This is a genomic window from Thalassotalea profundi, from assembly GCF_014653195.1.
Classification (GTDB): Bacteria; Pseudomonadota; Gammaproteobacteria; order Enterobacterales; family Alteromonadaceae; genus Thalassotalea_B; species Thalassotalea_B profundi.
The window spans coordinates 396,213-410,471 of record NZ_BNAH01000001.1 but is presented as its reverse complement, the minus strand read 5'-3'; the positions used below and the strand labels follow the sequence as shown (position 1 = coordinate 410,471).

At 37.1% G+C, this 14,259-nt stretch carries 11 protein-coding genes; 3 read left to right on the top strand and 8 right to left on the bottom strand.

Annotated features, from left to right (window positions below; genetic code table 11):
- Window positions 1-164: 164 nt before the first annotated feature.
- The 6 genes from odhB to sdhC all read right to left on the bottom strand — a co-directional run bounded on the left by odhB (window position 165) and on the right by sdhC (window position 7,875).
- A complete protein-coding gene (odhB, locus tag IE155_RS01770) occupies window positions 165-1,664 on the bottom strand; it encodes a 2-oxoglutarate dehydrogenase complex dihydrolipoyllysine-residue succinyltransferase (protein ID WP_189376356.1) in 1,500 nt (499 codons plus the stop codon).
- 40 nt (window positions 1,665-1,704) lie between these two features.
- Window positions 1,705-4,509, bottom strand: a complete 2,805-nt coding sequence (locus IE155_RS01765) for a 2-oxoglutarate dehydrogenase E1 component (protein WP_189376355.1) — start codon at window positions 4,507-4,509, stop codon at window positions 1,705-1,707.
- Between the two features lie 161 nt (window positions 4,510-4,670).
- Window positions 4,671-5,381 carry a succinate dehydrogenase iron-sulfur subunit gene (locus tag IE155_RS01760; protein ID WP_189376354.1) on the bottom strand — a complete coding sequence of 237 codons (711 nt, stop codon included), beginning with the start codon at window positions 5,379-5,381 and terminating at the stop codon, window positions 4,671-4,673.
- Between the two features lie 11 nt (window positions 5,382-5,392).
- Window positions 5,393-7,159, bottom strand: a complete 1,767-nt coding sequence (gene sdhA, locus IE155_RS01755) for a succinate dehydrogenase flavoprotein subunit (RefSeq protein WP_189376353.1) — start codon at window positions 7,157-7,159, stop codon at window positions 5,393-5,395.
- Window positions 7,160-7,507, bottom strand: a complete 348-nt coding sequence (gene sdhD / locus IE155_RS01750) for a succinate dehydrogenase, hydrophobic membrane anchor protein (RefSeq protein WP_189376352.1) — start codon at window positions 7,505-7,507, stop codon at window positions 7,160-7,162.
- Complete coding sequence (sdhC, locus tag IE155_RS01745) at window positions 7,501-7,875, bottom strand: succinate dehydrogenase, cytochrome b556 subunit (protein ID WP_189376351.1); 375 nt, start codon at window positions 7,873-7,875, stop codon at window positions 7,501-7,503. Before sdhC ends, sdhD begins: the two co-directional genes overlap by 7 nt.
- Window positions 7,876-8,257: 382 nt before the next feature.
- On the opposite strand from sdhC, the gene IE155_RS01740 reads away from it, so the two are divergent.
- Both IE155_RS01740 and tcdA read left to right on the top strand, forming a co-directional pair.
- Complete coding sequence (locus IE155_RS01740; protein ID WP_189376350.1) at window positions 8,258-9,547, top strand: citrate synthase; 1,290 nt, start codon at window positions 8,258-8,260, stop codon at window positions 9,545-9,547.
- A 417-nt stretch (window positions 9,548-9,964) separates the two neighbouring features.
- Entirely contained in the window at window positions 9,965-10,750 is a 786-nt protein-coding gene (tcdA, locus tag IE155_RS01735; RefSeq protein WP_189376349.1) for a tRNA cyclic N6-threonylcarbamoyladenosine(37) synthase TcdA, read from the top strand.
- Window positions 10,751-10,787: 37 nt separating this feature from the next.
- Here the strand turns inward: tcdA and IE155_RS01730 are convergent, their stop codons facing one another.
- Window positions 10,788-12,437, bottom strand: coding sequence for a SufS family cysteine desulfurase (locus IE155_RS01730; RefSeq protein WP_189376348.1), 1,650 nt, complete (start codon window positions 12,435-12,437; stop codon window positions 10,788-10,790).
- Window positions 12,438-12,605: 168 nt separating this feature from the next.
- Here IE155_RS01730 and IE155_RS01725 point away from each other — a divergent pair, with 168 nt between their 5' ends.
- Complete coding sequence (locus IE155_RS01725; RefSeq protein WP_229816957.1) at window positions 12,606-12,809, top strand: hypothetical protein; 204 nt, start codon at window positions 12,606-12,608, stop codon at window positions 12,807-12,809.
- Between the two features lie 27 nt (window positions 12,810-12,836).
- Here IE155_RS01725 and IE155_RS01720 read toward each other — a convergent pair whose 3' ends face one another.
- Entirely contained in the window at window positions 12,837-14,243 is a 1,407-nt protein-coding gene (locus IE155_RS01720) for a hypothetical protein (RefSeq protein WP_189376346.1), read from the bottom strand.
- Window positions 14,244-14,259: the final 16 nt, after the last annotated feature.

The following is a 14,259-nucleotide window of genomic DNA, read 5'->3' as shown; positions in this document are numbered from 1 at the left end:
TGTTTTTCCATTTATCTGTAGATGATAATGGTAATAATTCCTTAAGAATCATCACCATCGAAAAAAGTCGTCCGATTATAGTACAAAAGCTCTAAAGACGGTAGTCCCTAGAGCTAATACTATAGTCTAAATTTCAATATTTTTTTCGCTATTTGTCTAAGCGATTAAACATCAAGTAAAAGACGTGTTGGATCTTCAAGTAATTCTTTAATTGTCACTAAGAAACCTACCGATTCTTTACCATCGATTAAACGATGATCATAAGAAAGCGCTAAGTACATCATTGGCAATATTTCAACTTTCCCGTCAACAGCCATTGGTCTGTCTTGGATTTTATGCATACCCAAAATAGCGGCTTGTGGTAAGTTTAAAATAGGCGTAGAAAGTAATGAACCAAATACACCGCCGTTAGTGATAGTAAAGTTTCCGCCTTGCATATCAGACATTGCAAGTTTACCGTCACGACCTTTAATCGCTAAATCGCGAATGCCGTTTTCAATACCTGCCATGCTAAGTTGGTCTGCATCACGCAATACTGGTGTTACTAAACCACGAGGAGTAGAAACAGCAATAGAGATATCAAAGAAGTTATGATAAACAATGTCATCACCGTCAATTGATGCGTTAACTGCAGGATAACGTTTCAACGCTTCGGTTACTGCTTTCACGTAGAAAGACATAAAACCTAAACGTGTGTCATGCGTTTTTTCGAAAACATCTTTATATTGCTTGCGTAAATCCATAATCGGCTTCATGTTAACTTCGTTAAATGTAGTTAACATGGCTGTTGAATTTTTCGCTTCTAATAAACGTGTTGCAATTGTTTTACGTAAACGTGTCATAGGTACACGTTTTTGTGTACGCTCACCTAAAGCTTCAGACGCTTGTGCAGCTGGTGCTGGCGTTGATTTTGGTGCTGCTGCTGGTTTATTTGCTGCGGCTTCAACATCTTCTTTTGTAATACGTCCACCTTTACCTGAACCTGTTACATCAGAAGCTGATAAACCTTTTTCTGTCATTAAACGACGTACTGAAGGACTTGCTAATTCATCAGCACTAATAGCATCTTCGGCAGAAGCTGCTGGAGCAGGTGCAGCCGTTGCACCAGAAGACATTTCACCAATTTTTTGTTGGCCTAAAACTGTATCACCTTCAGCGTGGATAATTTTACCCATTACGCCATCAGCAGTTGCTGGTACTTCTAATACGACTTTATCTGTTTCAATTTCAACTAATACTTGATCACGAGAAACTGCATCACCTTCAGAAACATGCCAAGTTGCAATAGTTGCGTCGGCAACTGACTCAGGTAGTACCGGAACTACAACATCTACTGTGCTGCCTGTACTAGCTGGTGCCGATGCACTTTCTTTAGATGCAGGCGCACTTTCAGATTTAGACTCTGGCGCTTTATCACCAGAAGCTTTACCTTCAGATAAAATAGCAATCACTTGATCACCTAATACAGTTGCACCTTCTTGTTGGGTAATTTCAGTAATTACACCATCAGAAGTTGCTGGTACTTCAAGTACCACTTTATCTGTTTCAATATCAACTAATACTTGGTCGCGAGTAACGCTATCGCCTACTTGTACATGCCAAGTAGCTACGGTTGCATCAGCCACTGATTCAGGTAATACGGGAACCTTTATTTCGGTTGTCATTAATTTATTCCTTACTCACAAATCTTTATATACAAATGGTCTATTCAACCGTTAACGCGTCGCTAACTAGCGCTTGTTGCTCTTTAACATGTACAGACATATAACCAACAGCTGGTGCTGCAGATGCCTTGCGGCCAGCATATGTCAAATAAGTCCCGTCAGGGATAGCTGCTCTAAAGTGATGCTGAGAGCAATACCAAGCCCCTTGGTTTTGTGGCTCTTCTTGACACCAAACAAATTGCTTAACATGTTGATACTGTTCTAACTCTTTTTGCAATTCTTGCTCAGGGAAAGGATACAGTTGTTCAATACGAATAATAGCAACATTGTTTAATTCGTTTTTACGACGTTGTTCGAGTAATTCGTAGTAAACTTTACCACTACAAAATACAACACGTGTTACGTCTTTAGGGTTAATATCATCTATTTCACCAATTACGTTATGGAACACCCCAGTCGATAATTCTTCAAGCGATGATACCGCTAAAGGATGACGTAAAAGTGATTTAGGTGACATTACCACTAGTGGGCGACGCATTGGGCGTATCACTTGGCGACGAAGCATATTAAATACCTGCGCCGGTGTAGATGGCACACAAACCTGCATGTTGTGATCAGCACACAATTGTAAGAATCGCTCTAAACGTGCAGATGAATGCTCTGGGCCTTGACCTTCATAACCATGTGGCAACAACATAGTTAAACCACATAAACGACCCCACTTTTGTTCTCCAGATGATATAAATTGGTCAAATACTACTTGCGCACAGTTAGCAAAGTCACCAAATTGGGCTTCCCAAATGGTTAAACCTGCCGGTTCTGCGGTTGTGTAACCATATTCAAATGCTAACACTGATACTTCTGATAATACCGAGTCGTTAACATCAAAGGGACCTTGCCCTTCTCTAACGTTTTGCAAAGGCAAATATAAGTTTGCATTTTCTTGGTTATGTAAAACGGCATGTCGATGGAAAAATGTGCCTCGTCCTGAATCTTGACCAGTAATACGAACGCGTTGTCCTGAATCAACGACACAAGCATAAGCTAAGTTTTCCGCCATTCCCCAATCTAGTAATTTTTCACCTGATGCCATTTTGACACGGTCATCATAAATTTTCTTTACACGACCATGTACAGGATGAGATTCTGGGTAAGTAGAAATTTTTTCTGCAAGTTCTTTTAACTTTTCAACAGAAATTTCTTTTTGATAATCATCATCCCAGTTATGACCAATAAAAGGAGTCCAATCAACAGAATGTTCTGTCATTGGTCGCCATTGTTCTACTGTACACTGACCTTCGTCTAATAATTTACGGTAATAGTTAGCTAACTCATCAGATTTAGCTTTGCTAATGCTACCTTCATTATCAAGTTGTGTTGCGTACAATTGACGTGGTGTTGGATGCTTTTTAATGATTTTATACATTAAAGGCTGTGTTGCACTTGGCTCATCAGCTTCATTATGTCCATGACGGCGATAACACACTAAATCAATAACTACATCACGTTTAAATTCAGATCTAAAATCGAGTGCAATTTGAGTAGCTAATATTACCGCTTCAGGATCATCACCATTAACATGAAGAATAGGTGCTGAAACCATTTTTGCAATTTCAGTACAGTATTCGCCACTGCGAGTATCTTCAGGTTTTGAAGTTGTAAAACCAACTTGGTTATTGACGACAATACGAATGCTGCCACCTACTTTAAAAGCACGTGCTTGAGACATATTAAACGTTTCTTGAACAACACCTTGTCCGGCTATTGCTGAGTCACCATGAATGGTAACAGGTAACACTAAATCACCTTGAGTGCATTTACGACGATCTAAGCGTGCACGAACAGAGCCCATAACAACAGGGTTTACAATTTCAAGATGCGAAGGGTTAAACGCTAACGCTAAATGAACATTTCCACCTGGTGTTACGAAATCTGAAGAATAGCCTTGATGATACTTAACATCGCCCGATGATAAGATTTCATCATGCTTACCACCAAATTCATCAAATAACTTTGAAGGGTTTTTACCCATAACGTTAACAAGTACGTTCAAACGACCACGGTGAGCCATACCAAAAACAACTTCTTTGGTACCTTTAGAACCAGCACGAGTGATTAACTCTTTCAGCATAGGAATAAGTGCATCGCCACCTTCTAGTGAGAAACGCTTAGCACCTGGGAATTTTGCTCCAAGATATTTTTCTAAACCGTCCGCAGCAATTAAGCCTTTTAACACTTCTTCTTTCTGTTCGACTGATAATTTAGGCTTAGACTGAACCGACTCTAAACGTTGTTGTATCCAACGTTTCTCTTCAGTCGAGGTCATGTGCATATATTCAGCACCAATTGAACCGCAATAAGTTTTAGATAATGCTTTGTATAAATCGCCAAGCTTCATTGTTTCTTGGCCATTTGCAAAAGAACCCGTATTGAATTCTTTATCAAAATCATTTTCAGATAAGTCATGGTGCGAAAGTTGTAAGTCACGCACTTTATCACGTTGCCATAGACCTAATGGATCTATATTGGCATTTTGATGACCACGAAAACGGAAAGAATTTATCAGCTGTAGAACTTTAACTTGCTTAGCATCACTACCACCAGAAACGACTACCGTTTTTTGGGTTTGCTTAGCTAATTGTTTAAATTCTTCGCGAATCTCAGAGTGACGATATTCAACATCGGCACCTTCGATTTTAGGTAGCTGTTCGAAGACAGTTCGCCATTCTGCAGATACAGATTGCGAATTATCTAGATATGATTCATATAACTCTTCAAAATAAGCAGCATTTGCGCCACTTAAATGGGAAGACTCTATCCAAGCCTTCATTACACCTTCTGGCATTGCCTGTTCCTTTACTGGGATAAAAGCAACCAATGAAATATGTTCTAAAGTGATGAATACTTAATTCATCATCGTTTTAAAACGGCTCTGTTATGTAAACTTATCTATTATACAGAAAGTTTACAGCCAGTTTATACATTATATAAACTGGCTATAGATATTTAAACTGCTCGAGCAACCAGCATAGATTTAATATGCCCAATTGCTTTTGTTGGGTTTAATCCTTTTGGACAAACATCAACACAATTCATAATACCATGACAACGGAATACACTATATGCATCTTGTAATCCATCTAAACGCTCTTCAGTAGCAGTATCACGACTATCAATTAAGAAGCGATAGGCGTGTAATAATCCTGCAGGACCGATAAATTTATCAGGATTCCACCAAAATGATGGACAAGACGTTGAGCAACAAGCACATAAAATACACTCGTATAATCCGTCTAAATGTTCACGTTCCTCAATAGATTGTAAATGTTCACGAGCTGGAACGTCTTTACCGTCATTGATTAAATACGGTTTGATCTTTTCATATTGATTATAAAATTGTGTTAAATCAATAATTAAATCTCGTATTACCGGTAAACCCGGTAATGGACGTAAAACAATTGTTTTAGCTTTAAGGTCTGATAATGGAGTTATACAAGCTAAGCCATTTTTACCATTCATATTCAAACCATCTGAACCACAAACACCTTCTCGACATGAACGGCGGAAAGATAAAGTAGAATCTTGCTCTTTAAGCAAGATTAACGCGTCTAATACCATTAAGTCTGAACCATCAGGTATTTCTAGCTCATATTCTTTCATGTAAGGCGCATTATCAACGTCAGGGTTGTAACGGTAAATCGAAAAAATTTGTTTCATCAATAATGCTCCTAGTAAGTTCTAGCTTTCGGCGGGAAAGCTTCACGGTGAACTGGACTCATATTAACTGAACGTTTAGACATATCTTCAGTAGTTGGTGAGTATATTGAATGGCATAACCAGTTTTCATCATCACGCTCTGTGAAATCTTGACGAGCATGTGCACCACGAGACTCCGTACGGAAGTTAGCTGCTTTAGCAGAACAAAATGCCGTTTCCATAAGGTTATCTAACTCTAAACATTCAATACGCTGAGTATTAAACTCAGATGACTTATCATTTAAATGTGCATTGTTAAGACGTTCACGAATCTCCGTTAACTCTTTCATGCCTTGAGCCATTGCTTCACCTTCACGGAATACCGAGAAGTTCAATTGCATACATTGTTGTAAGTCTTTACGAATTTGTACAGGATCTTCGCCCGAAGTAGAAGACTCCCAACGTTGAGTACGTGCTAAAGATGCTTCTAAATCTGATTCTGAAGCATCTTTACCAAATTGAGTATCATTTAGATATGTACCCAAGAAGTTTCCTGCTGAACGACCAAACACGACCAAATCGAGTAATGAGTTACCACCTAAACGGTTAGCACCATGTACAGATACACAAGCAATTTCACCTACGGCAAATAAACCTTCAACAATGGTTTCAGTGCCATCTGCAGCAATATTAATTGCTTGACCATTAACATTACAAGGTACGCCACCCATCTGATAATGACAAGTAGGGATAACAGGAATTGGCTCTTCAACAGGGTCAACGTGAGCAAATGTTCTTGATAAATCACAAACACCTGGTAAACGTTTTTCTAATGTTTCTTTACCTAAGTGATCAAGTTTTAACTTAATATGTGGACCCCAAGGACCATCACAGCCTCGACCTTCACGGATCTCAGTCATCATTGAACGAGCAACAACATCACGACCAGCTAAATCTTTAGCATTAGGTGCGTAACGCTCCATAAAGCGTTCACCATCTTTATTTAGAAGGTAACCACCTTCACCACGACAACCTTCGGTAACTAGAACACCAGCACCTGCAATACCTGTTGGGTGGAACTGCCACATTTCCATGTCTTGCATTTGAATGCCAGCACGAAGTGACATACCAACACCATCACCGGTATTAATATGTGCGTTAGTAGTCGATGCAAATATACGACCCGCACCACCGGTAGCAAGAACCGTTGCACGCGCTTTAAAGTAAACTACTTCACCAGTTTCAATACAAATAGCCGTTGTACCAACAACCGCGCCATCTGAATTTTTCACTAAATCTAACGCATACCATTCTGAATAAACGTTTGTTTTATTTTTAACATTTTGCTGATACAAGCAATGTAATAATGCATGACCTGTACGGTCGGCGGCGGCTGCTGTACGAGCTGCTTGTTCGCCACCAAAGTTTTTAGACTGACCGCCGAAAGGACGTTGGTAAATTTTACCTTCTTCTGTACGAGAAAAAGGTAAACCCATATTTTCTAATTCAATGATAGATTCAGGACCTGTTTTACACATGTACTCAATCGCATCTTGGTCTCCGATATAATCAGAACCTTTAACGGTATCGTACATATGTTGTTCCCAATGATCTTCATGGGCGTTCCCCAATGCTACAGTAATACCACCTTGAGCAGATACTGTATGAGAACGAGTAGGGAATACTTTTGATATCAGGGCACAAGATTTGCCTGATTCAGAAATTGCTAATGCGGCGCGCATACCTGCACCACCAGCGCCAATAACTATGGCGTCAAACTCACGAACTGGAACGCTCACTTACACACCCCACACTGTTAATAAGCCCACTACTAAATAAACAAGTAATGTAACTGCAAATAAAAATTGTAAAACACCGCGTAAAAAATTTCCTTTTACGTAATCAGATAGTACTTGCCATACGCCAATCCAAGCATGAATTAACAATGCAAACAATGCTAAGCCTGTAAGTACTTTAGTGCATAGGCCTGAGAAAAAACCTTGCCAGATATCGTAAGTAACTTCGGGTGTAATAATGAAAAAACCAAGGATATAAAAAACATATAAAGCCAGTACTATTGCACTTGCTCTTATAAGTAGAAAATCATGTACGCCGCTACGGCCTACCGTTGCTGCGTTGTTTACCATAATTTAACTCCTACTAATACAGTGAATATAATCCACAGAAGAATAATAAGTTTAGCCGTTAAATTACCCGACTTTAATTCTTCAAAGTGTCCTAAGTCCATAAATAAGTGACGAATGCCACCAAGCAAGTGATAAATTAGCGCAGAAACGATACCGATAATGATCAATTTAAAGAATATGCCATCAAGTAACGATTTAACTTGGGCGAACCCTTCCGCAGAAGATAATGATAATGATAATGTCCACAATAAAATACCGATAGCGAAAACCATAATAACACCTGAGATTCGGTGTAAAATAGAAGCATTCGCCGCTGGATGCATTTTTATCGTAGTTAGATCTAGGTTTACAGGACGTTGTTTTTTCACGATTGTTGCCTAAAGAGCCTTCAACTTTTTTTTACTGGTACTCAATATATTTAATATAAATGAGTAGCCCCCCGTGATCATAGGCTATATTTTATAAAGTTACAGAAAAATATAAAAATTTAGCAAGATCAATTTAATTATATAGCCGATGATTTTTAATTACAATTTTCTTAGGCTACAAATTACGTGCTATTTTAATAGCTTGCGGCTACTTTTTAACCGATAACAAGAAATCCTAAAACTTTAGTCGAATCATATAACAATTGGTTTGACTTTTAGGGGGTGTTTTGAAGTAGAATACGGCACAGTTTTATATTCAGAAAAACTGACTAACTTTTCAGTTTGTTCAGATTACAAGATTTATAATAGGGGATAACACACTATGGCTGACATAAAAGCCTCTCTCAGTATTGATGGTAAAGTAGTTGCAGATTTACCAATTCTTTCAGGTAACGCAGGTAACGACGTAATTGATATTCGAACTTTGGGTAGCTCTGGCTATTTCACATACGACCCTGGCTTCTTAGCTACTGCCTCGTGTGAATCCGCTATAACTTTCATCGATGGTAATAAAGGTGTCTTACAACACCGTGGATATGCGATAGATAGTTTAGCAAAACAAGCGGATTACCTAGAAGTTTGTTACATTTTATTAAATGGTGAAGCGCCTTCTAAATCACAATATGAAGAATTTAAAAACATCATCACTAACCATACAATGGTGCATGAGAAACTAGCTCACTTTTTCCAAGGCTTCTTACCTGATGCGCATCCAATGGCAATGGTATGTGGTGTTGTTGGTGCTATGTCTTCTTTTTATCATAGTGATTTAGACATTAATGCAGCAGACCAACGCACCCGTAGTGCTCATAGGTTAATTGCAAAAATGCCAACTATTTCTGCAATGGCCTACAAGTACAGCATTGGTCAACCTTTTGTTTACCCTCGAAACGACTTAACCTACTCAGAAAACTTCTTACACATGATGTTCTCTGTACCGGCTGAAGAATATAAAGTCAGCCCAGTTGTTGCACGTGCAATGGACAGAATTTTTACGCTTCATGCTGACCACGAACAGAACGCTTCTACATCTACAGTTCGTTTAGCTGGCTCTTCTGGAGCGAATCCGTATGCTTGTATCGCAGCAGGTGTTGCTTCACTTTGGGGGCCTGCACATGGTGGTGCCAACGAAGCCTGTCTTACCATGCTTGAAAAGATAGGTACATTAGATCGTGTTGATGAGTTTGTTGCCCGTGCAAAAGATAAAAATGATTCATTCCGTTTAATGGGATTTGGTCATCGTGTTTATAAAAACTTTGATCCTCGTGCTACGGTAATGCGTGAAACTTGTCATGAAGTTTTAAATGAATTAGGTATTAAAGATCCATTACTCGACGTAGCGATGGCACTTGAAAAAGTAGCACTTGAAGACCCATACTTCATTGAGAAAAAACTTTACCCTAACGTTGATTTTTACTCAGGTATTATTCTTAAAGCCATTGGTATTCCAACGAATATGTTTACAGTAATTTTTGCAATGTCACGTACTGTAGGTTGGGTTGCACATTGGGATGAAATGCTTGGTCAAGCAGGACAAAAAATAGGTCGTCCTCGTCAATTGTATGTCGGTGAAGTTAATCGTGAATTTGTTCCTTTAAAAGACAGAAAATAAAAAAATTTTAGTAAATAAATTAAAATTTTAATCAAAAAGGTCGCATGGCGACCTTTTTTTTGATCATTTATAAGTGTTCGCTGATGTAATTAACTTTATTTTTAATCATTGTACATTTTTTTTATTTATTTCCATTATTCTTATGTTTTATGTTTTATGTTTTATGTTTTATGTTTTATGTTTTTTAATTTTGTCACTTAAATTTTAAAATTTATCGTGATTAATTACTCATTAAAATGAATAAATATGCAAAACAATAGTGTATACATTATATCTTTTATGGGTGAGATATTTTTATAAATTTGGATTAAAAATCCGGTAAAAGATTAGCCTTTATTTTTGATAATTAAAAATTATTTTAGTGTCAATTAAAACGTGTTTGATATAATCCGCCCAAATTTTTATATGGCGTGGCTTATGTCAGGGTATCAAGAAAGATTTGGCGGCATTATTCGCCTTTACGGTGTTAGTGCAGTAGAAAAACTTCAACAAGCGCACTTTTGTGTTATTGGCATTGGTGGCGTTGGTTCATGGGTAGCAGAAGCACTAGCGAGAACAGGAGTTGGTCAGCTGACTTTAATCGATCTCGATGATATTTGCACGACAAATACTAATCGTCAGATCCACGCTTTAACATCCACTATTGGCGAAAGCAAAGTAGACGTTATGGCGACACGCATCAAGGAAATTAATCCTGATTGCCAAGTAAACTGTATTGAAGACTTTGTTACTCTTGATAATCTAGCCGAAATAATTGATAAGAAATTTGATTATGTTATTGATGCAATAGATTCTGTTAATGTAAAAACAGCGCTAATAGCACACTGTAAAAGACAAAAAATATCTATTATGACTATTGGTGGCGCTGGTGGCCAAACCGATCCTAGTCAAATTCAAGTTACAGATCTCAGTAGAACATATCAAGATCCACTTCTAGCTAAAGTTAGAAACCTTTTACGACGAGACTATAATTTTAGTCGTAACGTGAAAAGAAAATTTTCTATTGATGCAGTATTTTCAACAGAACAACTAATGTATCCGGATAATAATGGCGATGTCTGTCACAGTAAACAGCATCAGGAAGGTACTTTACGCCTTGATTGTAACAGCGGATTTGGGGCAGCAACTCATGTAACCGCTAGCTTTGCTTTTTTTGCAGTAGGTGCAAGCATTAAAAAATATTTAAAAAAAGCACTCGTTTAATTAAATGACTCGCTGTAATTTCTACTTTGTTTACTTACTAAGTTACAACTTCTGTTATTTTTTTTACTATTGCTAACACCCCATTACCTCGTGTTGGGCTTAGATGATTTAATAAACCTAACTGAGTAAAGTAATGGTCAATATCAAAACTTAAAATTTCAGATGACGTTTTATTATTAAAAGCTGCTAATATTACAGCAAGTAATCCCCTTATAATTTTCGCATCGCTATCCGTTTGAAAGCAATAACGCCCTTGTTCTATAGAATAAGTTAACCAGGCTGCACTTTCGCAGCCTTGGATTAAGGATTGCTCATTACGTGCTGATTTTGACATTCTTGGTAATTGTTTACCTAGGAGCATTAGCTCTCGGTGCTTTGTATCCCAACCTTTTAATTGATTAAATCTTTCAATTAAGATTTGAGCGTCATTATTATCATTTTCGTTAACATTATTACGTTGTATTATTTCATCAGTTTTACTAACTAATGCTGTTAGTTTATCAACAACAAAATCAATTTCATCATAAGTATTATACGGAGCTAAAGATAAGCGAATGCAGCCTTTTATCCCTATGTATTCAAAGAGCGGCATGGCACAATGCCCTCCTACCCTTGCTGCTACTCCAGATAAATCAAGATAGCTTGCAACATCTTGATAGTGATATTTTAAAGTAAAACTAAACAGTGGAATGTCAGGCTTGCCCTCAACAATAAACTCAATAGAAGGGATTGTTTGTAAACGTTTAAATGCATATTCAAGCAGTTCTTGCTTATACTCATGTCTATCATTTAATTGGTATTGAGATATAAATTCAATAGCCTTAGCAAAAGCAATTACACCTGCAATATTTGGTGTACCCGCTTCAAACTTATAAGGTAACGACTGAAAACTAGTCCCTGAAAAACTCACTTTATTGATCATTTCCCCACCTGATTGATAAGGGGGCATAGCGTTGAGAATTTCTTCTTTACCGTATAAAACACCTATTCCTGTTGGACCATACATTTTATGTGCAGAAAAAACATAAAAGTCGCAATCAAGCGCTTGTACATCGACGATAATATTCGCAATGGCTTGAGCACCATCAATAAGTGTTTTCGCTCCAACCTCTTTGGCTCGTGTTATCACACTTTCAATTGGATTTACTTTACCGATAACATTTGATACGTGATTCACGCAAACTATTTTAGTTCTTTCACTAATGATATGCGTTAATACTTCTTTAGATATAATGCCTTGTGAAGATAATGGCAGCACTTTTATTTCAGCGCCTGTCTGCTCAGCAATAATTTGCCAAGGTACGATATTGGCATGATGCTCTGCATAGCTAAGTACAATAACATCTTTTGGATTAAGATGGCTTTTCCCCCAGGATTGTGCCACTAAATTAATACCTTCAGTACAGCCTTTAGTCCAAATTATTTCTTTAGTCTGGGTTGCGTTAATAAACTTTTGTACTTGAACTCTTGCTTGTTCAAACTTAGTTGTTGCGACAGAAGCTAGCTGATGAGTTGCTCGATGAACATTAGCATTACTACTGCAATAAAAATCACTCTGCGCATCAATAACACTTTGAGGTTTTTGAGTGGTTGCGCCGTTATCAAAATAAACTAATGGCTGTTGATTAACCCTTTTACTCAAAAGGGGAAACTGCTTTCTAAACTGGTTTATTTCAAAATTTTTCATGTAGAATATTGACATGTAGACATAATATTATTGTCATTATTATAACGTAACCTCTCTTGTGAAAACACGACTATATCTAGTGAATATAAAGTGTGACTTTTAGCTATCGAAAATTAGCGCTTTTATTCAAATTAAACTATAACTATACAAAGTACATCGCGAGAAAAGATGATGACATTATTTTCATGGTACCTATCTGAAAGGCAGGAGAAAACGTATAATCAGTTAACTGAAAAAGCTTCACATATTGAAGGTATGTGGCCTATCGCTAAGGTTAGACAGAATACTCAATTGCAACATCAAGAGTATATAAGTCACAAGCGCGCTAACTTAGCGTCCCATCATACAAAGAATGAAGGTTTACTCCCCTAGAATAATAGTTAAAATATCTTGCTCAAGTTAAAAATTTTTTGCTCTATTTAACCACGCTTGAGCAGATATTTTATTACCTTCTTTTTTTAACGCTTCTGAAACATTGTAATGATAACTTGGCATAAGATATTTCAGGCTATCATTTTTCAAAAAGTCTTTATAAACCTGTGGTAATGGCAATTCATTGTATGCCAACGTAGTTTGAACAGCTAAAGGCTTTACAGATATTAATTGGCTATTTTTACATGTATCAACAGGAAATAATCCTACTTTATTTTTAAATGCCTCCGATGTACCGACTTTCCAACCTCGCTCACTTTTATAAAGAATAGGCGTAGTGGATTCTATTAAATGTCGCCAAGGTATTTTAGTTAATATTTGTTGGCGAATATAACTACGACTTCCCTGATACGTTTCTTTTACCACAGCAATATTATGTGCATTAGGATGTTGACTCATAGATTGGCAAAATGGATGTTCTATTGGCAAAGCGTATTCATCAATAAAACCTAAGAGATGTAGTAACTCATGTTTAAATACATCAACGCTATCGTTGCTGTCTAAATATAAGATACCAGAATGAACATTTGCGCCACCTGAAGGCAATAGAACACCTAAATAGCGTGTCGTTATATTGGCAGAATATTTATCCCAGATAGCTTCATTACAGCGTATAGCTTGTTCACCAATATGATCGCAATCTAAGATATCTATTGGAATATATTGAGGAGTATTAAAACAAAAATAATTCCCAACTTCAGTATCTTTAATTTGCTTTATTAATTGTGAACTGTGGTATAAGTCTGTAAGAGATGTTGCGAAAAGCTGTATACTTAAACAAGAAGAGTTTTGGGGAATTACAGGTACAGTATCTTTATTTATAACTTGGTATAGATTTAACTGCTTAAGTAATTCTTGCCCTTCACTTGTCTCAGCTAAGGTATCTTTAATAAGGTCAAGATCAGACATATTACCTTGACCAAGAGCAATATTTACTATCAGCTGTTGAGCCCAAAAATATTGATTATATTGCTTAGCTAACGATAATGACTGAGGCCATAAATTTTCTAAAAACCACTGCTGTGCTATAGGTTGTGCGGCCTTTGACTGTCCTAATTGTAATGCTTGTTTATACCACAGCATAGCCTCTTTCATTTGTTTAAGAGACAAGTAGTGGTCCGCTAGAGCGAGTGCAACCTTACCATCGCTCTTAGCTAAAAAGTGACTAGAAGTTAACCATTGATTTGAGCCAAGCGTTTGCTTTGTATATTGAATATAATGAAAAGCATCTTTATCTATTATTTTAACAAACTGAATATTTTTATTGGATATAAAGTCGTTTTCGATCGCCCAATGAATGAATGCTTTATAATAAAAACCACTCAAAAATATAAAACTGATAACTATAAAAGTTAATTGCCAACGTTTTTTCATTACCACATTTAACAAT